The 17,968-nt window shown below is 65.8% G+C and carries 21 protein-coding genes; 11 read left to right on the forward strand and 10 right to left on the reverse strand.

All coding sequences use genetic code 11. The annotated features are described in order from the left end of the window. The first annotated feature begins 19 nt into the window (after nucleotides 1-19). The gene (locus KBY75_RS10800; protein WP_255023897.1) at nucleotides 20-274 is read left to right on the forward strand and encodes a Nif11-like leader peptide family natural product precursor; all 255 of its coding nucleotides are present in this window, start codon (nucleotides 20-22) and stop codon (nucleotides 272-274) included. A gap of 26 nt (nucleotides 275-300) precedes the next feature. Here the strand turns inward: KBY75_RS10800 and KBY75_RS10805 are convergent, their stop codons facing one another. Genes KBY75_RS10805 through hemL form a run of 6 tightly spaced genes read right to left on the reverse strand, consistent with a single transcriptional unit; the run spans nucleotide 301 to nucleotide 6,104 of the window. After that, nucleotides 301-1,029: an ABC transporter ATP-binding protein gene (locus KBY75_RS10805; protein ID WP_255023898.1), complete on the reverse strand. Its 729-nt coding sequence runs from the start codon at nucleotides 1,027-1,029 to the stop codon at nucleotides 301-303. Beyond that, the gene (locus KBY75_RS10810) at nucleotides 1,026-1,790 is read right to left on the reverse strand and encodes an ABC transporter ATP-binding protein (protein ID WP_255023899.1); all 765 of its coding nucleotides are present in this window, start codon (nucleotides 1,788-1,790) and stop codon (nucleotides 1,026-1,028) included. The genes KBY75_RS10805 and KBY75_RS10810 overlap by 4 nt, the downstream gene beginning before the upstream one ends. Continuing rightward, on the reverse strand, nucleotides 1,787-2,695 hold the full coding sequence (locus tag KBY75_RS10815; protein WP_254936664.1) for a branched-chain amino acid ABC transporter permease: 909 nt from the start codon (nucleotides 2,693-2,695) through the stop codon (nucleotides 1,787-1,789). Before KBY75_RS10815 ends, KBY75_RS10810 begins: the two co-directional genes overlap by 4 nt. Before the next feature lie 5 nt (nucleotides 2,696-2,700). Next, complete coding sequence (locus KBY75_RS10820) at nucleotides 2,701-3,633, reverse strand: branched-chain amino acid ABC transporter permease (protein ID WP_255023900.1); 933 nt, start codon at nucleotides 3,631-3,633, stop codon at nucleotides 2,701-2,703. Nucleotides 3,634-3,642: 9 nt separating this feature from the next. Next, the gene (locus tag KBY75_RS10825; RefSeq protein ID WP_255023901.1) at nucleotides 3,643-4,854 is read right to left on the reverse strand and encodes an ABC transporter substrate-binding protein; all 1,212 of its coding nucleotides are present in this window, start codon (nucleotides 4,852-4,854) and stop codon (nucleotides 3,643-3,645) included. 11 nt (nucleotides 4,855-4,865) lie between these two features. Continuing rightward, nucleotides 4,866-6,104: a glutamate-1-semialdehyde 2,1-aminomutase gene (gene hemL / locus KBY75_RS10830; RefSeq protein WP_255023931.1), complete on the reverse strand. Its 1,239-nt coding sequence runs from the start codon at nucleotides 6,102-6,104 to the stop codon at nucleotides 4,866-4,868. A gap of 177 nt (nucleotides 6,105-6,281) precedes the next feature. On the opposite strand from hemL, the gene KBY75_RS10835 reads away from it, so the two are divergent. Beyond that, entirely contained in the window at nucleotides 6,282-7,763 is a 1,482-nt protein-coding gene (locus KBY75_RS10835; RefSeq protein ID WP_255023902.1) for an FAD-linked oxidase C-terminal domain-containing protein, read from the forward strand. Between the two features lie 6 nt (nucleotides 7,764-7,769). On the opposite strand, the gene xth is transcribed toward KBY75_RS10835, so the two are convergent. Further along, entirely contained in the window at nucleotides 7,770-8,588 is an 819-nt protein-coding gene (xth, locus tag KBY75_RS10840) for an exodeoxyribonuclease III (protein WP_255023903.1), read from the reverse strand. A 193-nt stretch (nucleotides 8,589-8,781) separates the two neighbouring features. Here xth and KBY75_RS10845 point away from each other — a divergent pair, with 193 nt between their 5' ends. Beyond that, the gene (locus KBY75_RS10845; RefSeq protein WP_255023904.1) at nucleotides 8,782-9,105 is read left to right on the forward strand and encodes a hypothetical protein; all 324 of its coding nucleotides are present in this window, start codon (nucleotides 8,782-8,784) and stop codon (nucleotides 9,103-9,105) included. Here the strand turns inward: KBY75_RS10845 and KBY75_RS10850 are convergent. Further along, nucleotides 9,035-9,874 carry a hypothetical protein gene (locus KBY75_RS10850; protein ID WP_255023905.1) on the reverse strand — a complete coding sequence of 280 codons (840 nt, stop codon included), beginning with the start codon at nucleotides 9,872-9,874 and terminating at the stop codon, nucleotides 9,035-9,037. The genes KBY75_RS10845 and KBY75_RS10850 overlap by 71 nt on opposite strands. Before the next feature lie 73 nt (nucleotides 9,875-9,947). Between KBY75_RS10850 and KBY75_RS10855 the strand changes: the two genes are divergently transcribed. From KBY75_RS10855 to KBY75_RS10870, 4 genes are read left to right on the forward strand one after another with little or no spacing between them, the layout of a single operon-like run. Continuing rightward, nucleotides 9,948-10,673 (forward strand): hypothetical protein, encoded by a 726-nt coding sequence (locus KBY75_RS10855; protein ID WP_255023906.1) that lies wholly within the window; start codon nucleotides 9,948-9,950, stop codon nucleotides 10,671-10,673. Beyond that, on the forward strand, nucleotides 10,670-11,314 hold the full coding sequence (locus KBY75_RS10860) for a hypothetical protein (RefSeq protein WP_254936558.1): 645 nt from the start codon (nucleotides 10,670-10,672) through the stop codon (nucleotides 11,312-11,314). The genes KBY75_RS10855 and KBY75_RS10860 overlap by 4 nt, the downstream gene beginning before the upstream one ends. After that, entirely contained in the window at nucleotides 11,259-12,545 is a 1,287-nt protein-coding gene (gene larC, locus KBY75_RS10865; RefSeq protein WP_255023907.1) for a nickel pincer cofactor biosynthesis protein LarC, read from the forward strand. Before KBY75_RS10860 ends, larC begins: the two co-directional genes overlap by 56 nt. A gap of 17 nt (nucleotides 12,546-12,562) precedes the next feature. Next, complete coding sequence (locus KBY75_RS10870) at nucleotides 12,563-13,570, forward strand: lysylphosphatidylglycerol synthase domain-containing protein (RefSeq protein ID WP_255023908.1); 1,008 nt, start codon at nucleotides 12,563-12,565, stop codon at nucleotides 13,568-13,570. On the opposite strand, the gene KBY75_RS10875 is transcribed toward KBY75_RS10870, so the two are convergent. Together KBY75_RS10875 and KBY75_RS10880 are read right to left on the reverse strand one after the other, a co-directional pair. Next, nucleotides 13,553-14,617 carry a methyltransferase domain-containing protein gene (locus tag KBY75_RS10875; RefSeq protein ID WP_255023909.1) on the reverse strand — a complete coding sequence of 355 codons (1,065 nt, stop codon included), beginning with the start codon at nucleotides 14,615-14,617 and terminating at the stop codon, nucleotides 13,553-13,555. The genes KBY75_RS10870 and KBY75_RS10875 overlap by 18 nt on opposite strands. Nucleotides 14,618-14,644: 27 nt before the next feature. Further along, nucleotides 14,645-15,553, reverse strand: coding sequence for an NAD(P)-dependent oxidoreductase (locus KBY75_RS10880; RefSeq protein ID WP_255023910.1), 909 nt, complete (start codon nucleotides 15,551-15,553; stop codon nucleotides 14,645-14,647). A gap of 49 nt (nucleotides 15,554-15,602) precedes the next feature. Between KBY75_RS10880 and KBY75_RS10885 the strand changes: the two genes are divergently transcribed. From KBY75_RS10885 to KBY75_RS10900, 4 genes are all read left to right on the forward strand, one after another. After that, entirely contained in the window at nucleotides 15,603-16,091 is a 489-nt protein-coding gene (locus tag KBY75_RS10885) for a Fur family transcriptional regulator (RefSeq protein ID WP_396098229.1), read from the forward strand. A 128-nt stretch (nucleotides 16,092-16,219) separates the two neighbouring features. After that, nucleotides 16,220-16,615 carry a DUF1622 domain-containing protein gene (locus tag KBY75_RS10890; protein WP_255023911.1) on the forward strand — a complete coding sequence of 132 codons (396 nt, stop codon included), beginning with the start codon at nucleotides 16,220-16,222 and terminating at the stop codon, nucleotides 16,613-16,615. Continuing rightward, complete coding sequence (locus KBY75_RS10895; protein ID WP_255023912.1) at nucleotides 16,612-16,992, forward strand: YidH family protein; 381 nt, start codon at nucleotides 16,612-16,614, stop codon at nucleotides 16,990-16,992. The genes KBY75_RS10890 and KBY75_RS10895 overlap by 4 nt, the downstream gene beginning before the upstream one ends. A gap of 50 nt (nucleotides 16,993-17,042) precedes the next feature. Continuing rightward, a complete protein-coding gene (locus tag KBY75_RS10900; RefSeq protein ID WP_255023913.1) occupies nucleotides 17,043-17,903 on the forward strand; it encodes a bile acid:sodium symporter in 861 nt (286 codons plus the stop codon). The last annotated feature ends 65 nt before the right edge of the window (nucleotides 17,904-17,968 follow it).

Consider the following 17,968-nt stretch of genomic DNA (forward strand, 5'->3'; position numbering starts at 1 on the left):
TCTGGTTGCTGAGTCGGTCATGTCTGTTGCGTCTATCCAGGCCTTTGTGGCCCGCGTTGCTGGTGATGCCGCCCTCCGCGACAAGCTGCATGCCGCTGCCGGGGTAGACGACATCGTGGCCATGGCGGCGGAGCATGGACATGCCATCGATAAGACAGTGCTGCTGCGTCAGCACGCCAAGGCCTTGGGCAGCGCCAAGGACCACGAGCTAGCGGCAATCAACAGCTGGGGCGATGCCCTAATGCATTGCTTTGGAGCTACCGAGAACGACTGAGCTGCAGCTGCTGAGTTCGCCCCTGCTCAGTTTGCCCCTAGATAGGAAGCCTGGAGGCTGTCGTCGGCCAGGAGTTGTTCGGCGCGGCCGCCGGCGCTGATGCTGCCCGCCTCCAAAACCAGGCCCCGATCGGCAATGGTCAGGGCTGCCTGGGCGTTTTGCTCTACGAGCAAAATGGTGAGCCCATCTCGGTGCAGCTGGGCCAGGGCGGCCATCACCTCGGCTACGAGCCGGGGCGCTAATCCCAGACTCGGCTCATCCAGCATCAACAGGGTGGGCCTGGCCATCAGGGAGCGGCTGATGGCCAGCATCTGCTGCTCGCCGCCGGAAAGGGAGCCGGCCAGCTGATTGCGGCGCTCGGCCAGGCGGGGAAATAGGGCGTAGCAGCGCTCCAGATCTCTGGCGATTGCGGCTTTGTCCCGGCGCAACCAGGCGCCTAGGGCAAGGTTGTCGGCTACCGACTGGCGGCTGAGCACCCGGCGACCTTCCGGGCAGTGGCTGATCCCCAGCTTCACGGTGCGCTCGGTGCGCAGGCGATTGATCAAGCCGCCATGCCAGAGGATCTCGCCGCCGGCGGGGTGAATCAGGCCGGAGATAGCCCGCAGGGTGGTGCTTTTACCGGCGCCATTGGCTCCCAGCAGGGTCACCAGCTCGCCGGCTTGCACCGTCAAATTGATGCCATGCAGGGCCGTGATGCTGCCGTAGCGCACCACCAGGTTGCGAAGCTCCAGCAGGGGCGCTTGGGGGCCGTTCATGCGCCACCGCCCAGATAGGCCTCGATCACGGCCGGATCGCGCCGCACCTGCTCGGGGCTGCCCAGGGCGATGCGTTGGCCGAAGTTGAGCACTGCCAGCCGGTCGCACAGGCCCAACATCAAGGGCACATGGTGCTCAATGATCAGCACCGTCAGCTTGAACTGGTCCCGGATGCGCCGGATCAGCTCCCGCAGCTCATCTTTTTCTGCGGGGTTCATGCCAGCGGCCGGCTCATCGAGCAGCAGGAGCTGGGGGCGGCTGGCCAGGGCCCGGGCCATCTCCAGGCGGCGCCGGTCTCCGTAGGAAAGGCTGGCGGCGTTTTGGTGGGCAGCGGCTTCCAGTTGAAATAGGGCAAGCAGCTCTAGAGCCTGTTGATGCAGCTGGGCTTCGCGGCGGCGAAAGGACTGGGTTTGCAGCAGGGCCGCTAGGGGCGGCTGACGGCCGTGCTGATGCAGGCCCACGAGCACATTTTCCAGGCAGCTCATGCTGCTGAACAAGCGCAGATTTTGGAAGGTGCGCGCGATGCCGAGACGGGCAATGCGGTGGTTGCTGAGGCCAGCAAGGCTTGCCCCCCGCCAGCTCACGCTGCCGCTGCTGGCGGGGGTGAGGCCAGAGATCACGTTGAACAGGGTGGTCTTGCCGGCACCATTGGGGCCCAGTAGGCCAAAAATCTCGCCCTGCTGCACCTCTAAATCGACACCCTGCAAGGCCTGCAGGCCACCGAAGCGCACCCCCACATTCTCAACCTGAAGCAGGCTCATGGCCGTTCCCCCTGCGCTGCTGGGGTGGGTGGGCGCCGCATTATTCGCTTGAGTGTCTTAAACAGCTCAGGGGTGATCACTCCTTGGGGAAAGAACAGGGGACCGACCAGAATCACAGCGCCAAAGACAATCAAGCGCAGGTCGCCGACCGGACGCAGCAGTTCTGGTAGGGCGGTGAGCAGCAGGCCACCAAACACCGGCCCCAGCCAGGTGCGCGAGCCGCCGAACACCACGAACGCCAGGGTGGTGATGCTGGCGTCGAAGTTGCCCAGTTTGGCGTTCCAGGAGTTGAGGAAGTGGGCTGCCACAACGCCGGTGATCCCCGCAACCAGGGCGCTCAGCACAAAGGCAAGCAGCTTGCTGTCGGCGGTGTTGATGCCCTGGCTGGCGGCGGCCAGTTCGTCGTCGCGGATGGCGGCCATGGCCCGGCCAGGCCTGGTCTTTTCGAGCCGGTCGCATAGCCAGCAGATCAGCGCCAGCAGCGCCAGGGTGAAGGCGGCGTAGCCAGCGGCGCTATCAAAGGGCTGGGGGATGCCGAAGATGCCCAGGGCTCCGCCGGTGAACTCCAGGTTGAGGGTGACAACCCGCAGGATCTCGACCAGGGCGATCGTGGCGATGGCTAAGTAGATGCCCCGCAGCTGCAGCACCACCCGGCCCAGGCCCAGGGCCAGCACGCCGGTGAGCAGGGCTGCTAGCGCCATCTCCAGCAAAACTGAAGTGATCGGGTAGGTGCTGCCGCTGCCGGCTAGGGCGGGCACCCGGGTAGAGAGCAGGGCTGCCACAGTGCCGCCAATGGCGAAGAAGCCCGGGGTGGCCAGGGAGAGCTGGCCGCAGCGCAGGGGCAGGTACACCGATAGGCCCAGCAGGGCCCCCAGCAGCATTTGCTCGAGCAGGCCGGCATCCATGCTGATCACACCTTGTTGGGCTGGGGGCGGCCCAGCAGACCCTGGGGCCTGATCAACAGCACCAGGAACAGGAAGCCAAAGGAGACCGCATCTTTGTAGCCCGATAGCTCGGCCGGCACGCAGGCCTCGGCCAGGCCGATGATCAAGCCGCCCAGCACGGCGCCAGGCACGCTGCCGAGCCCGCCTAGCACCAGCACCCCCAGCCCCTTGAGCCCGTAGCCAATGCCGAAGTAAGGCCCGGCGATGCTGACGCTCAACCCCACCAGGCCGCCGGCCACGCCGGCCAGGAAGCCGCTGATGCCGAAGGCGATCTGGATCATGCGGCCGCTGTTGATGCCAAGCAGCTGGGCGGTCACCGGGTCTTCGGAAACGGCCTGCAGCGCCTTGCCGCTGCGGCTGCCGTCTATCCAGATCGAAAGGGCTGCCAGCAGCAGGCCGGCGATGGCCAGCAGGATCACCTGCACGGTGCGCACCTTGGCACCGGCGATGCTCAGCGCCGCCGGCAGGGAGCCAAGGGTGCCCACCGGAATCGAATAGCTCTCGGCTCCCACCAGCAGCTGGATCAGGTTCACCAAAATCACCCCGGCCCCCAGGCTGGTGATCAGGGCCAGCAGGGGATCGGAGCCTCGATCGCGCAGGGGGCGAAAGGCGATGCGCTCCACCACCAAGGCCACGGCGGCGGCGGCCATGCCCGCCACTGGTAGGGCCAGCCAGAAGGGCAGGGCAAAGGGGAGCTGCAGGCCGGCCAACAAACCATTGGCACCCACCGCGCCACCAATCAGCAGATAGGTGAAGTAAGCACCCAGGGTGAAGATCGCCCCGTGGGCGAAGTTGATCACCCCCAGCACTGAAAACACCAAGGTGTAGCCAAGGGCAAACAGGGCGTAAACAGCTCCTACCGAGAGCCCGTTGAACAGCAGTTGCAGCAGGCCTTCCATGCCGCTCCCCTAGGGCAGCAGGCTAAAGCGACCGCTTTTGCCCCCAGCATTCATGCGCACCTGGGCGACGAAGAAGTTTTTCTGGATCACCTCGCCCTCGGGGGTGAAGCGGATTTCACCAAGGGGTGTTTGGTAGGTGCCGCCGAGGATTTCATCCATCAAGGCCCGGCGCGCCTGGCTGACTCTGAGGCTCTTGAGCGGTTGGCTGCGATCGAGGCGAGCGAGCGCTTCGCCGATCACCTGCATGGCGGTGTAGGCCTGGGCGGTGAGCTGGGGTGGGATCGGGCTGACCTTGGGATTGCGGGCCTGGGCTGCAGCGAAGGCGGCAGTAAAACGCTGGTTGGCGGGCGTGGCCAGCTCCGGGCTGTAGGCCTGGGCGATCAAGATGCCGTCGCAATACTTCTGGCAGATCGGGTAGATGTTTGGCGTGTTCATGCCATTGCCCACCACGATCGCGCCGCGGTAGCCGAGCTCTCGCAACTGGCGGATCAGGTTGCCGCCATCCATGGCCTGCAGTGACAGCACCACCAGATCTGGCTTCTGATTGAGAGCGGCGGTGATCTGGCTCTGGAAGTCCTGGTCGTTGAGCTGGGTGCGTTGCACCGTGACTGGCTTGAGACCTTTGGCTGTGAGGGCCTGCTGGAAGATCACCGTCTCGGCGGTGCTGTACGCGTCGTCTTGGGCGTAAAACACCGCTGCCCTGCGGATGCTGGGGTTGAGTTGCAGGGCCTTGGCAATCGAGAGCGGCGCGATCACCGAGCTCTGGGCTGATACCCGGCTAATGAAATGACCGATCTCCGGAATGCCGGTGGCGGTATTAGATGGAGCCACCACGGGCACGCCCCGACGCTGGGCGATTGGATCTGCCGAAAAGGCTTGCTGGGAGAGGGTGGGGCCGATCAGGGCAAGCATGCCCCGGTTGATCTGCAAGGTGAAGGCAGCGTTGGCACTGGGCTCGGCGCTGCCCCCGTCTTCGATGCTCAGGGCGAGCGGTTTGCCATTAACTCCGCCGGCGCCATTGAGGGCTGCCAGGGCGAGCTCGATGCCGATTTTTTGGTCCTGGCCGTAAACGTTGGCATTGCCGGTGAGGGCCAAAACGGCCCCAACGGGAACGCCCTTGCTGAGATTCACCGGACCTTGATCGTCTGAGCCCTGGCAGGCGCTGAGTGCCGCTGAAGCAGAGATCAGGGCGGCCAGGCTGGAGGCAAGACGACGCTTCATGGGGGCTGGGCTCAGGCCACCGCTGCGAAACACTCGCGGAAGGCGGCGATAGTGGCGTCGATGTCCGCGTCTGAGTGGGCCAGGGAGGTGAAGCCCGCCTCGAAGGCGCTTGGGGCCAGATAAACGCCGCGCTCAAGCATGGCGCGATGCAGTTTGCCGAAGCGAACCGTGTCAGCCGACTTGGCATCCTCGAAGTTGCGCACCGGGCCATCGCAGAGGAAGAAGCCAAACATGGCGCTGATCGAGCCGCCGCAGATTGGTAGACCGGCGCTGCCGGCAGCATCAAGGATGCCGGCGACCAACCGCTTGGTGATCACCTCTAGGCGCTCGTAGGTGCCGGGCTGCTGGAGCAGCTGCAGGGTCTTGATGCCGGCAGTCATCGCTAGGGGATTGCCGCTGAGGGTACCGGCTTGATACATGGGACCGGCTGGAGCCACCATCGCCATGATGTCGGCTCGGCCGCCGTAGGCCCCCACGGGCAGGCCGCCACCGATCACCTTGCCCATGGTGGTGAGGTCGGGGGTGACGCCGAATTTGGCCTGGGCGCCGCCGTAGCTGATGCGGAAGCCGGTCATCACCTCGTCGAATACGAGCAGGGCGCCGTTCTCCTTGGTGAGCTCGCGGATGCCCTCGAGGAAGCCTGGCTCGGGGGTGATGAAGCCCGCATTGCCAACCACAGGCTCAAGAATCACGCCGGCAATTTCACCTGGGTTCTCGGCGAAGAGCTGCTTGACGGCTTCCAGGTCGTTGTAGGGGGCGGTGAGGGTGCTGGCGGCGGTGCTGCGGGGCACGCCCGGAGAATCGGGCAGCCCCAGGGTGGCCACCCCGGAGCCGGCCTTCACCAAAAACATGTCGGCGTGGCCGTGATAGCAGCCCTCGAACTTGATGATCTTTTCGCGGCCGGTGAAGGCGCGCATCAGGCGCAGCACCGACATGCAGGCCTCGGTTCCGCTGTTGACGAAGCGCACCATCTCCACGGAAGGCACCGCGGCGATCACCATCTCGGCGAGGGTGTTCTCCAGGGCGCAGGGGGCGCCGAAGCTGGTGCCCTTGTCGAGGGCCTCATGCAGGGCTGCGATCACCTCGGGGTGGGCATGGCCGCAGATGGCCGGCCCCCAGCTGCCGATGTAGTCGATGTAACGGTTGCCATCTACGTCCCAGGCGTAGGAGCCCTTGACCCAATCGAAGACGATCGGCTGGCCACCGACCGACTTAAACGCCCGCACCGGCGAGCTGACGCCCCCTGGCATCAAGCTCTGGGCAGCATTGAAGAGCTCCTGGGAGCGGCTGGTGTTGAGGGCAGAACCCGAGGCCGGAGCGGAGGTGGCAGCCGAGGTCAAAGCGGAACCCGCAGAGGGACAAAACCGTCAACCATCCTGACCCAAAACCTGCCCGTAGTGCTTGCTCGGTAAATTGGGTCTCTTGCGATGGGTCATCTGGGCATCAATTGGCCAGAGATAGAGCGGCAGTTACGTCAGTTCCTGCCACCCCGCGCCGTGGTGTCGGCGCGCCAGGAGCTGCTGGCCTACGACTGCGATGGACTCACCCTGAGCCGGCACCAGCCGCCTCTGGTGGTGCTGCCTGAGACGACGGCCCAGGTGGCTGCCGCGGTAAAGCTCTGCCACCAGCAGGGGGTGCCGTTTGTGGCCCGGGGTAGTGGCACGGGCCTCTCCGGCGGCGCCTTAGCCGAGATCGAGTCCCTGGTGATCGCCACCAGCCGCATGCGCCAGGTGCTGGCCATAGATCTTGAAAACCAGCGCATCACGGTGCAGCCCGGTGTGATCAACAGCTGGGTGACGCGGGCGGTGGCCGGCGATGGCTTTTATTACGCCCCAGACCCTTCCAGCCAGGTGGCCTGCAGCATCGGCGGCAACGTGGCCGAAAATTCCGGTGGCGTGCACTGCCTCAAGTACGGCGTGACCAGCAACCACGTGCTGGGCCTGGAGGTGGTGCTGCCAGATGGCAGCGTTACCAGCTTTGGCAGCGAACTCGACGAAACTCCCGAACTCGATCTGAGGGGCGCATTTATAGGCAGTGAGGGCACTTTGGGTATCGCTACGGCGATCACCCTGAGGCTGCTGCGGGCGCCCCAGAGCGTGGCCGTGCTGCTGGCTGACTTCATCAGCATGGAAGCGGCCGGCGAGGCGGTGCGTCAGGTGACTGCGGCCGGCTTGCTGCCTGCTGGCATGGAAATGATGGATCGCCTCACGATCGAGGCGGTGAACGACTACTTCGGCGTTGATGAATACCCCCGCGATGCGGCGGCGCTGCTGTTGATCGAGCTGGATGGTCAGGAGGGGGAGGTCGCCGCGGCGGTGCAGCTCGCCACCCAGCTCTGCTCCCAGGCGGGTGCCCGCACCGTGCGCCAGGCCACCGACGACCAGGAGCGCGCCCTGCTCTGGAAAGGGCGCAAATCGGCCGTATCAGCCTTGGGTCGCCGCTTTCCCAGCTACTACCTCCAGGACGGCGTAGTGCCCCGCAGTGCCCTGCCGCGGGTGCTGGCTTCGATTGAGCAGCTCAGCGCCAGCTACGGCTTGCCGGTGGCCAATGTTTTTCATGCCGGCGACGGCAATCTGCACCCCTTGATCCTTTATTCGGCCCAGGAGCCCGGCATCGAGGAGCGGGTGAAGGCCCTGGGCGCAGATATTTTGCGGCTGTGTGTGGATGAGGGGGGCAGCATCAGTGGCGAGCACGGCGTGGGTAGCGATAAGCGCTGCTACCTCGACTGGATGTACAGCCCCGAGGACCTGGCCACGATGCAGCTGGTGCGCCGGGCCTTCGATCCGCTGAATATTGCTAATCCCGGCAAGATCTTCCCCACCCCAAGTAGTTGCGGCGAATCTGCCCGCAGGGTGGCGGTGCTGCAGTCCCAGGGCCAGGCGCTGCCCGATGACGCGGTGGTGTTTTAACCGGGCTTAGTTCCAGTCGTCGGCTTCAGGCGGCCACACCAGATTCACCACCACCGGGGCGTGGTCGCTGGGCTGCTCATTGCCGCGGGTGGCCTTGTGGATCACGCAGCTGGTGGCGCAGGCGAGCAGTTGTTCGCAGAGGTAGATGTGGTCGATACGCCAGCCCCGGTCCCGGTCCCAGGCGCCGGTGCGGTAGTCCCACCAGCTCCAGTGCCCGGCCTCTGGCTCGAACACCCGAAACACGTCTGTGAGCCGCTCGCCCAGGAGCTGCTGCAGGCCTGAGCGCTCCGCCGCGCTGGCCATGATGCCGCCGCTGAGTCGCTCCGGATCGTGGATGTCGCGGGCCTCGGGGCCGATGTTGAAGTCGCCCACCATGCAGAGGGGATCTCCCTGGCGCTCTTGCTCCTCCAGGTAGCGCCGCAGGCAGGCCAACCACGCAAGTTTGTAGGCGTACTTTTCGCTCTTGAGCGAGCTGCCGTTGGGTACGTAGAGATTCAGCACCCGGATGCCGTCGATCAGGGCGCTGATCACCCGTTTCTGCTCGCTGAGATCGGCGGCTTCTTGCTCGGAGGGTAGTAGGGCCTCAAAGCCGATCTGCACGTCCTCGAGGGGCAGCAGGCTGAGGATGGCGACGCCGTTGTAGGCCTTCTGGCCGCTGATGGCCACCTCATAGCCCAAGGCCTCAAAGGCTTCACGCGGAAACAGTTCATCGGTCACCTTGGTTTCCTGCAGGCACAGCACCTCTGGGCGTTCCTGTTGCAGCCAGGCGAGCACCTGCTCGAGGCGGGTGCGCACCGAGTTGACGTTCCAGGTGGCGATTTTCATAGGTAGGGGGTCAGCAGGGAGGCGGCCGAAACCCACCCTGGGGAACGCACCTAGGATGGGACTTGGAGAGCATCGGAGTACATAACCAATGGCCGCTGATAGTTCGCCACTTCCGCGCCCACGCTCTGCCAAGGCACTGGGATCGAATCCCCTTGGATGCAATTCCCTGAGATGCCTCGGCGCAACGCTTGCTTTGGCCGCTGGGGTTGCTTCTGTAGTTGGAGTTGCTCCGGTAGCTGGAGTTGGAGTGGCCCTGGCCCAGGAGAAGGGCTACGGCCAAACGATCAGCAGCCCCCAGCAGGAGCGGGAGCTCGATTACGGCACCGGAACCAATCGAGGTGGAACGGTGCTCGATTCCGCCAATCCGATCGACTTGATGAACAAGCTGCGCAAAGCCACCTCCATGGACGACGCCACTCCCCCTGGCGATGCGGTGGACGCGGCCCTCAGGGATTTCCACTCTCCGCCTGCAGCGCCGGCGTCGGCTTCCCCGGCGGCAACGGTGAAGGGTCCCTGAGCGGCGCCAAACCCCAGGCGGCGGCCACCTGATCCAGGCGCGGGTCGCTTGGGCCAGGTTTACGGGCGCGGGCTAGAGCCAGCGACTCCTGGGCTCCTTTGATGTCGCCACGCTCCTGCTGCAGCATCGCCCGTGCCAGCAGGGGGCGTTGGTCGGTGGGGAATTCTGCGGCCAATTTGAGCAGCAGGGACTCGGCCTGGCCCGGCTGATCTCGCTTCTGCAGCAGGTTGGCAAGCAGCAGGCCGATCGGCAGGGCCTCCGGCTTCAGCTGGGGTTTGCTAGCCCTTTGCAGCGCCGCTTCCAGCTGGCTCTGGGCCTGGGCTCCACGCCCCATTTCAAGTTGCAGTAGGGCCATCAGTTGCAGGCCTTCGATCTGGTCGGGCCGCAGGTTGAGCAGTTGGCGCACCTCCCGCTCAGCGCCGCTGCGGTCCTGCTGGTCGCGGCGCAGCTCGGCTAGGAGCAGCCGCAGCGACCACTGCTGCGGTTGCTGGTCCGCTAGGCGCTCCAGCAGTGCTGTGGCCTCTGCTTTGCGGTCCAGAGCTACTAGTAGCTCCAGCAGCCGCTGCTGTTCGGCCTCGCTGGCCTCGCCCTGGTTGAGCCGCTGCTGCAGGGAGGAGGCCTGACGCTCCAGGGCCGTGCGGGAGGGATCGGATCCAGCCGAACCGCCCTGCAGCTGTCCCAGCCACCAGCCAGCGGCGATGCATAGCGCTCCAGCCCCCGCAATGGCGAGCCCAGTCCAGATCCCGGAACGGTTGGGAGCGGCGGGCATTGGCAAGCGGCCTGCGGTGGGCTGCCAGTCTGCCCTTTGTCCCTTTGCCCTGGGGGCACTTAAAGTCCAGCCCATGCGCCAACACCCGATTTCTCCGGTAACCGAACCCACGCAATACCGGGCCATTGGCGTGGTGCGAGGCGTTTATGTACCTACCGATGCCGAGCAGCTCACCCGGGGGGTGATCCGCACGGCTGATGGCACCGAGCTTGAGGCCGTGGTGCTGGGCCGGCTGCTCACTTTGATGCGCCGCCACCTCAACCTCGAAGAGCCCCATCTCTGGGTGGTTTACCCCCGCTCGCGGGAGGAGGAGGGGTTGCACCTGCAGATGGTGGGCGTGTGGGAGCCCAGCACCCTGGCCGCGGGCGAGGAAGCTGAATCCCCTGCTGCCGATAGCCCTGCTTCCGAAACCCCTGCCGCCGATAGCCCTCAAGACGCCCTGCCCGAGGGCGACGACTACTTCTCGGTGCGCGGTGAATTGATTTACACCCGCCCTGAAACCGGCGATCTGGTGGTGAAGGTGCGGGTGATGCCCCGCCCGGATGGCAGCCGGCCCGTGCCCTTCAAGCTGCAGCTCAAGGGTGATGTGCCCCTCGAGCATTTGCGCCACTTCGTGGCGCTCAACCTGCGCCGCCAGGCCCAGCAGCTGCAGCTGGAGAGCTTTGAAGTGATCGGTCCGGTGGCCCAGCGGGGTAACCGTGGCGGCAAGGGGCGCCGCGATGGTGCCGCAAGCAAGGGCGGGAAGGGCGGCAAGGCACGGCCGGCGGCGGCTGCTCAGGGCGGCCCGCGCCGGCCATGACCCAACCCCTGGCGGCTGGCCTGGCAGTGGGCTTGATCAGCCTGGCGGCGATTCTTGGCCCCGCCCTGGGCCTATCGCCCTGGATTGTGACCCTGATAGCTGGCCTGGGCTTGGGTGGCCTCACCTTGGATGCGGCCCGCTTCGGTGGCCGCGGCGGCCATGTGCTGGCCGAAGCCCTGCCAGGGGGCCGCGCCCGTCTGCGGCGGATTGCGATTCATGAGGCGGGTCACCTGTTGGTGGCCCGTAAAGAGGAGATGGCTGTGCGCCAGGTGCTGGTGGGTTCCCTGGCCTGCCTGCGGGCCGGCCTCAACACCAGCGGCAGCACCGAACTCGAGCCACCGGCCCATGCCAAGTTGCCGGCCGAGGAGCTGCGGCGCTGGAGCCGGGTGCTGCAGGCGGGCATGGTGGCCGAGCAGCTGATCTACGGCCAGAGCGTCGGCGGCAACGACGACCGGGCCCTGCTGGGGCGGCTCTGGGGCCTGTCCGGCCAAGACGTTGATACCGCCCAACGGGAACAGCGCCGGGCCCGCCGCGAGGTTGAGGCCCAGTTGCGCGCCAGCGAGCAGCAATTGCAGAGCGAGGCCGATGCCCTGCTGGCCCTGGCGCCAAGGCTGGGACGCCCCCTGGCTGGGGAGGCTTGAGGCGGTGCTGGCGCTGCTGGATGCGCCCACGGGCTTAGCCGGCAACATGCTTTTGGCAGCCCTGTTGGATCTGGGGCTACCGCAGGCGGAGATCGATGGCCCCCTGGCTGCCCTCGGCCTAGCCGGGACCTACCGCTTGGAGCTGGAAGAGCGCCGCAGCGGCGGCCTCCGGGGTATGCATTTGGAGGTGGTGAGCCTGGAGCGCCAGCCGGCCCATCGGCCCTGGGGCGCGTTGCGGAGCCAGTTACAGGCGGCCCCTTGGCCCCAGCCCTTGCGGCAGCGGGTGCTGGAGGTGTTTGGCCTACTGGCGGCGGCGGAGGCGGCGGTGCACGGCCACAGCCCCGAGCAGGTGCACTTCCACGAGGTGGGCGCCCTCGATGCCCTGGTTGATGTGGTGGGGGTGTGCGCCGGGCTGCTGCACTTCGGGGTGGAGCAGTTGGTGTGCAGCCCGCCGCCGGCGGGTCATGGCCTGGTGGCTACGGCCCACGGCACCCTGCCCTTGCCGGCGCCTGCCGTATTGGAGCTGGCCCGCTTGCGGGCGATTCCCCTGGCTTCAGCCGAAGGCTTCCCCCCGGGCGAACTCACCACCCCCACGGGTCTGGCCTTAGCGGCCTGCTGGGCAACGCGCTTTGGCCATCCCCCCACCCACGTGCCTAAGCGGGTGGGCGTGGGCCTGGGCTCGCGCAGCCTGGATCGCCCCAACCTGCTGCGGCTCACCTTGGCGGATTGCGGCAGCTCCGATCCTGCCCAGCTCGAAACTGTGCATCAAGAAACGGTGCTGGTGCAGCAGGCCCAGATCGATGACGCCACGGCGGAGGATCTGGCTTTCCTGGCTGAGGAACTGCGCCAGGCCGGCGCCCTGGAGGTGTTTAGCCAGGCGATTGCCATGAAGAAAGGGCGCACCGCCCAGCTGCTTACGGCCCTTGTCGCCCCCGAGCAGGCCGAGAGCTTGCGCCGGGTGTGGTGGCAGCACAGCAGCACCCTGGGGTTGCGCGAACACCCCCAGACCCGCTGGGTGCTGCCGCGCCGCAGCCGGCAGCTGGCCACGCCCCTGGGGCCGGTGCGGCTCAAGCAGGCCCAGCTGCCCGATGGTCGTTGGCGCACTAAGCCAGAACACGACGACCTGGCAGCTCTTGCTCGCCAGCACACACTGGGGATCGATCAGGTGCGCTTGGTTGTGCAGCAGGCCCTCGAGGCCCTGCCCGACGCCAATCTGCCCAGCCAGCCCTAAGCCAACCAGCCCCAAGCATGCCGCCTTTTGCCCACGCCCTGCTTCAGCGCTGCCGCCGCGGGCTGACTCGTTTGGTCGCCTGGTGGGAGGGCTTGCCGCCCTTGCCCGGCGGCCTGAAGCTGTGGATCAGCCTGCTGAGTTTCGGTTTTCTGCTGGCGGCCCTAGTGGGCCACGGGCGCCAGCTGCTGCAGCTCAGCCTCGATCGTCAGGGCTGGCTGTGGTTGCTGCTGGGGGTGGGGGTGAGCTTGCTGAGCCTGGTGGCCAACGGCCTGGCCTTCGGCGTGGTTTTGCGCTGGCTCGGGCTGCGCCCGCGCTGGGGCGAACTGGTGCGGGCCTACCTCGATACCAACCTGCGCAAATTCCTGCCCGGCGGCATCTGGCACCTCAGCAGTCGCGTGCAGCTGTTGCGCAGCGCTGAGGCGCCCTTGGCGGCCCCGGCCCCGGGCGCTTTGGCCCTAGTGGCGGTGCTGCTGGACCCCTTGGTGGCGGCGGTGGCGGCCCTGGCGCTGGTGTCTGCGGGCGGCTGGCAACAGGGCCTGGCCTTGTTGGGGTTGTTGCCCTTGGTCTTGCTCTGGCCGCGTTTGCTCAACCCCCTGCTCAGTCGCCAGGAGCGCCGCAAGGCCTCGGCGCTGGCCATGGACATCGAGGCGGCCGCCACTGCGCCGATTCGCTCCTATCCTTGGCCGCCGCTGCTGGTGCAGTTTGGATTTGTGCTGCTGCGCTTTGGCGGCTTTGCCTGCTGCGTGCAGGCCTTCGATCTCTCCTACAGCCTCAGCTGGGGCGGCTGGCTGGCGGGCTTCGCCCTGGCCTGGACCGCTGGCCTGGTGGTGCCCGGCGCCCCCGGCGGCCTGGGCGTGTTCGAGTCGGTGCTGCTGCTGCGCCTCGGCTTCGCCATTCCCGAGGCGCCGCTGCTGGCGATCGCCATCAGCTACCGGCTGGTGGTGACCATTGCCGATCTGCTGGCGGCGCTCACGGCCCGGTTGGATGGGTCTTCTTTGCTCCGTAATTCAGCAACAGCTCCCTGAATCCCCATCTGAACCTTCGCCCTCACCGGAGCCGCTGCCCGTGAAGGGCAGGCTGCTGCCGCAGCCGGGGAACAGGCCGTAATGGCGGCTGAAGTCGCCGATGAACGTGAAATGGGGCGCAAATCGCGTCGCCTGCAGCATGCGGAAGCTGTTGCCGCACACCGGAAACACCCGGCCGGTTTCGATGGCGTGGTGGCTATCGAGGTCAAAGCGGTTGGGGTGGAGGGGGATCGTGCCGCGGTAGATCACGGCCTGGCCATGGTCTTCGCAGGCATCCTCCAGTTCGGCGAGGTTGAACAGGCGGTAGGTGGCGGCATAGAAGCGGGCCTCGCCCACCAGGGGGGCCAGGGCCGGCTCGGTGATCCGGAGCTCGCGGTCGCTCACCAGCCGTGGGTCGGGTAAGCCAGCACCCTTGGCGAGGCGCAGGAAGTCGTTCCAGTAGAGGGCTCCGCCCAGGCATTCGCCGTAGAGCACTGGATCGCGCCGCACCGCTTCCGGCAGTCGCCGATCCACATACACATCGGAGAAGTACAGCTCCCCGCCGGGTTTGAGCAGCAGTTTCACCCCTTGCAGCACAGCCGCTTTATCGGTGGAGAGGTTGAGCACGCAATTGCTCACCACCACATCGAAACTGCCGGGCTCCAGGGGCAGGGCCTCGAGAGCTTCGATCGTGCCCTCCAGAAACGACACGTTGGCGTAGCCGAACTGCTCGGCATGGAAGTCCAGGTGCTCGCGGGCCACCGCTAGCTGCTCCGGCGTCATGTCGACGCCCACCACTGAGCCGCTCGCTCCCACCAGCTGGGCTAGGGCGTAGACGTCGCGGCCCGTGCCGCAGCCCAGATCGAGAATGCGGCAGCCCTCCAGCAGGGGCGGGCACACCAGGCCGCAGCCGTAATAGCGCTGCAGCACGTCCGGGTGGATGCGGGCCAGCAGCGGCCGCAGCCAGGCCGGCACCGCGTCGGCATCGCAGCAGGCGCTGGTTTTGAGGTCGGCCGTGCCGGTGAGCTCCTGGCCGTAATAGGCCTGAACGGCGGCTTGGGTGGGCATGGCAGCTCGCGGCCTGGGGAGATGGGTTCAGTCTGCCTCTGTCAGATGCCCGGCAAGGGCGGCCACCAGGCGCTGGCGGGCTTGGCGGGAAGCCCAGCCGATGTGGGGCGTCAGGATCAGGTTTGGCACCTTTTTAAGGGCCTCCAACTCGTCGCCTGGCGGCTCCTTGTCAAGCACGTCGAGCGCAGCTCCAGCCAGGCGGTCCTGCTCCAGGGCTTCAATTAAGGCCGGCAGCTCGATCAGGCCGCCCCGGCCCAGGTTCACCAGTACGGCAGGCGGCTTCAACCAGCTCAGCCGCTCGGCGTTGATCAGGCCCCGGGTCGCCGGGGTGAGCGGGGCATGCAGGCTCAGCACATCCGCCTGGCGCAGGGCGGCTTCGAGTTCGCCGGCACTGCTGCGGCTGGTGATCAGGCGCACCTCCATACCAAAGGCTTCCGCCACGGCCGCCACGCCTCGGCCGATGGTGCCGGCTCCCAGCACGGTGAGGGTGCGGCCGGCTAGTTCATTAAATTCTGGCTCCACCAGGGAAAAGACTGGGCTGCGTTGCCAGTCGCCCTGCAGCACCTGGCGCCGCCGGGTTTGCAGATCGCAGACCAACTCCAGGATCAGCGCCCAGGTCACCTGCACCACCGAGGCCGTGCTGTAGCGACCGGCATTGCGCACGGCGATACCCAGCTCGCTGCAGGCCTGGCCATCGATCTGGTCGGTGCCGGTGCTAGCTGCGCAGATCAGCCGCAGCTGGGGCAGCCGTCGCAACAGCTCTCCATCCAGCCGGATCTTGTTGGTGATGGCAATCGCGGCCCCCTGAAGCCGCTCCAGGCGGAGCTCCGGCGGGGTGCTTGGCCAGGAGATCAGCTCGGCATGACGCTCCAGGGGGGTCAGGTCTACCGGGCCCAGGCTGAGGGCATCGAGAAAGACGGCCCGGGGTTTGCTCATGGCACCTCTTCGCAACTGCACCTATTGTTGAGAAGCTTGGGATCACGCTGTGACCGCCCGACTCAGCCCTGGAGCCCAGCCCCCCGCTGCAACCCTTCCCGCCGGTGGCGATGGCCTGCGCTCCAGCCTGCACGATCGCGGCCAGAGGCTGACGCCCCAGCGCCAGAGGGTGTTGGCCCTTTTTGAGCGCATTGGTGAAGGCAGCCACCTAGGCGCTGAAGAGGTGCACCAGCGCCTGCTGCGCAGCGAGGAGCGGGTGTCGCTCGCCACCGTGTATCGCACCCTGCGGCTGCTCAGCTCCATGGGGCTGCTGCAGGAGCTGGAGCTCCCGGAGGGTGGTCGCCGCTTTGAACTGGCCAGTGATGCCCACCGCGACCATCACCATCTGGTGTGTGTGCGTTGTGGCCGCACTGAAGAATTTGAAAATTCTGCGGTGCTCCAGGCTGGCGAGCGGGCCGCGGGTGGCTATGGCTTCCGCTTGCTTGAGTGCGTGCTCAACGTGCGAGCCCTCTGCCCCAGCTGTGCGGCGGCTGAGTAGTTCCCGAATACATCTCAAGGCAACTCCTAAACGCAGCCTTTTGCAAAAGCGTCAGCGCAGCTGACGGCATCTGCAGTGCTACTTAGCTTTGGGAAAGTGAATGCACCCATGCTTGCCAGCTGACTTCGATGCCTAGCTCCGAGCCAAGCTTTTTGCTTGTTTTTGATCAGGGACTGGCCACCCTGGCCATGGCCCTGCGCAGCGTGCTTGAGGCCTTCTCGCTGGCCACGGTGGTGCTCGGTTTGTTGATCACCCTGCGCCAAGCCTGGCAGGGCTGGCGTGCCCGGCGGCGCGGCCCCAGTTCTTTTCAGGCGGTGAGGCTCACCTTCGGCAGCTGGTTGGCGATGGCTCTGGAGTTTCAGCTCGGGGCAGACATCGTCGCCACCTCCACTGCCCCTACCGGTGCCCATCTGGTGCAATTGGGCGTTGTCGCGGTGATTCGCACCTTGCTCAATGTGTTTTTAGCCCGTGATTTGGAGGCCGAAGCATCCCATCGATCCCTGAGCCCGGAGGGGCGCCCATGAATCTCACCAACGAACTGGCCAAGCAACGCAACCGGGATGCGGCCGAACGCACCCTGATGGCCTGGATCCGCACCTGTCTCTCGCTGATCAGTTTTGGCTTCGGCTTAGACAAGATTGTCGGAGCAATTGATCGTGCCGCCGGTGGCCAAGGTGCCCAGGTGGAGTGGGGGGTGCAGCTGGTGGCTGCTGCCTTCACCATCACTGGGATTCTCGCCATGGCCGGAGCCACGGTCCAATACCGCAAAGAGTTGCGCCGTCTCCAACAAGACGACTACATCTACCGAGATAAGCCCCACATAGCTGCTGCTACAGCTGTGATGCTCACTTTGATCGGCGTGCTGGCTCTGGGGCTGATTGCTGCCCGCGCCGGCAGCTAGGCCCCTGCCACCTGGCTCTTTTTTGATCTGCTGTTCAGCGTCTTGCTCCGATGGCTCAATCCCCGCCCCTGTTGGTTTCTGCCACCCTGTTCGCGATCATGTTTGCCCTGGGGGTGGGCTTGCCCCTCGATGGCTTAAGCCGCTGGCAGCAGCACCGGGGGCTGCTGTTGCGTGGTCTCATCGGCACCTGCCTGCTCGTGCCAGTGGCAGCCGCGCTGTTGCTGTTGTTGCCACCAACCATGGCTCTCTCCCAGCCGGCTCGATTTTCCATCGCCCTGATGGCTGTTTGCCCCAGTGCCCCCCTGCTGATGCGCAAGGCGGGCAAGCAGGGGGGGGATCGCATCCTGGCCGCCCTACTCCAAGTGGCCGCAGCCTTGGCGGCGATCATCACCATTCCCCTGCTGGCGAGCGGCTTCACCCGCATCTTTGGAGTCGAGGGTTGGCAGGTTCAGTCACACCACGTAGCTGCGCAGGTGGCCCTGGTTCAGCTGCTGCCCCTGTTGTTGGGCTTCTTGTTTAGGCGCTTCGCGCCTAAGTGGGCAAGCCGAATGGAGAACCCCCTCGATCGCGTTGCTAATGGTTTGCTGCTGCTGCTCGTATTGGCTGTGCTGTGGAAAACGGCGCCGCTTTTGGTTTCCTATCTAGGAGCCAATTTGATTGCCCTGCCGGTAATGGCGGCTTTGGTGTTGATCAGCCTGGCCTTGGGCTATGGCCTGACAAACCGAGATCCCTGCTTGGGGGTCACCTTGGCATTAGTTACATCGATGCGTAACCCAGGTCTTGCCTTGTTGCTGGCCGGCACCTACGCCCCGGAAGTGCCTGCCGTCAAACTTGGCATCCTGGTGTATCTATTAATGACTGTGCTGCTATCGATTCCATTTTTGAAGTGGCAGCGGCGTCTTCAAGCCTGAAATATCTTGGTTGGCAATCTGGCTGGCAGATTTGCCCGTAGCATTTAATCTTTGTATTTGTGCCA

It is taken from the genome of Cyanobium sp. T1G-Tous (assembly GCF_024345455.1).
Lineage (GTDB): Bacteria > Cyanobacteriota > Cyanobacteriia > PCC-6307 > Cyanobiaceae > Cyanobium_A.

Bases quoted from the DNA above. Each gene is read 5' to 3' on its own strand.
- KBY75_RS10850 (WP_255023905.1), bottom strand. From the start codon at position 9,874: ATGCCCGCCGCTCCCAACCGTTCCGGGATCTGGACTGGGCTCGCCATT.
- KBY75_RS10890 (WP_255023911.1), top strand. From the start codon at position 16,220: ATGCCTAGCTCCGAGCCAAGCTTTTTGCTTGTTTTTGATCAGGGACTG.
- KBY75_RS10895 (WP_255023912.1), top strand. From the start codon at position 16,612: ATGAATCTCACCAACGAACTGGCCAAGCAACGCAACCGGGATGCGGCC.
- KBY75_RS10860 (WP_254936558.1), top strand. From the start codon at position 10,670: ATGACCCAACCCCTGGCGGCTGGCCTGGCAGTGGGCTTGATCAGCCTG.
- KBY75_RS10820 (WP_255023900.1), bottom strand. From the start codon at position 3,633: ATGGAAGGCCTGCTGCAACTGCTGTTCAACGGGCTCTCGGTAGGAGCT.
- larC (WP_255023907.1), top strand. From the start codon at position 11,259: ATGCCCTGCTGGCCCTGGCGCCAAGGCTGGGACGCCCCCTGGCTGGGG.
- xth (WP_255023903.1), bottom strand. From the start codon at position 8,588: ATGAAAATCGCCACCTGGAACGTCAACTCGGTGCGCACCCGCCTCGAG.
- KBY75_RS10900 (WP_255023913.1), top strand. From the start codon at position 17,043: ATGGCTCAATCCCCGCCCCTGTTGGTTTCTGCCACCCTGTTCGCGATC.
- hemL (WP_255023931.1), bottom strand. From the start codon at position 6,104: ATGCCAGGGGGCGTCAGCTCGCCGGTGCGGGCGTTTAAGTCGGTCGGT.
- KBY75_RS10880 (WP_255023910.1), bottom strand. From the start codon at position 15,553: ATGAGCAAACCCCGGGCCGTCTTTCTCGATGCCCTCAGCCTGGGCCCG.
- KBY75_RS10805 (WP_255023898.1), bottom strand. From the start codon at position 1,029: ATGAACGGCCCCCAAGCGCCCCTGCTGGAGCTTCGCAACCTGGTGGTG.
- KBY75_RS10855 (WP_255023906.1), top strand. From the start codon at position 9,948: ATGCGCCAACACCCGATTTCTCCGGTAACCGAACCCACGCAATACCGG.
- KBY75_RS10835 (WP_255023902.1), top strand. From the start codon at position 6,282: ATGGGTCATCTGGGCATCAATTGGCCAGAGATAGAGCGGCAGTTACGT.
- KBY75_RS10815 (WP_254936664.1), bottom strand. From the start codon at position 2,695: ATGGATGCCGGCCTGCTCGAGCAAATGCTGCTGGGGGCCCTGCTGGGC.
- KBY75_RS10800 (WP_255023897.1), top strand. From the start codon at position 20: ATGTCTGTTGCGTCTATCCAGGCCTTTGTGGCCCGCGTTGCTGGTGAT.
- KBY75_RS10810 (WP_255023899.1), bottom strand. From the start codon at position 1,790: ATGAGCCTGCTTCAGGTTGAGAATGTGGGGGTGCGCTTCGGTGGCCTG.
- KBY75_RS10870 (WP_255023908.1), top strand. From the start codon at position 12,563: ATGCCGCCTTTTGCCCACGCCCTGCTTCAGCGCTGCCGCCGCGGGCTG.
- KBY75_RS10825 (WP_255023901.1), bottom strand. From the start codon at position 4,854: ATGAAGCGTCGTCTTGCCTCCAGCCTGGCCGCCCTGATCTCTGCTTCA.
- KBY75_RS10875 (WP_255023909.1), bottom strand. From the start codon at position 14,617: ATGCCCACCCAAGCCGCCGTTCAGGCCTATTACGGCCAGGAGCTCACC.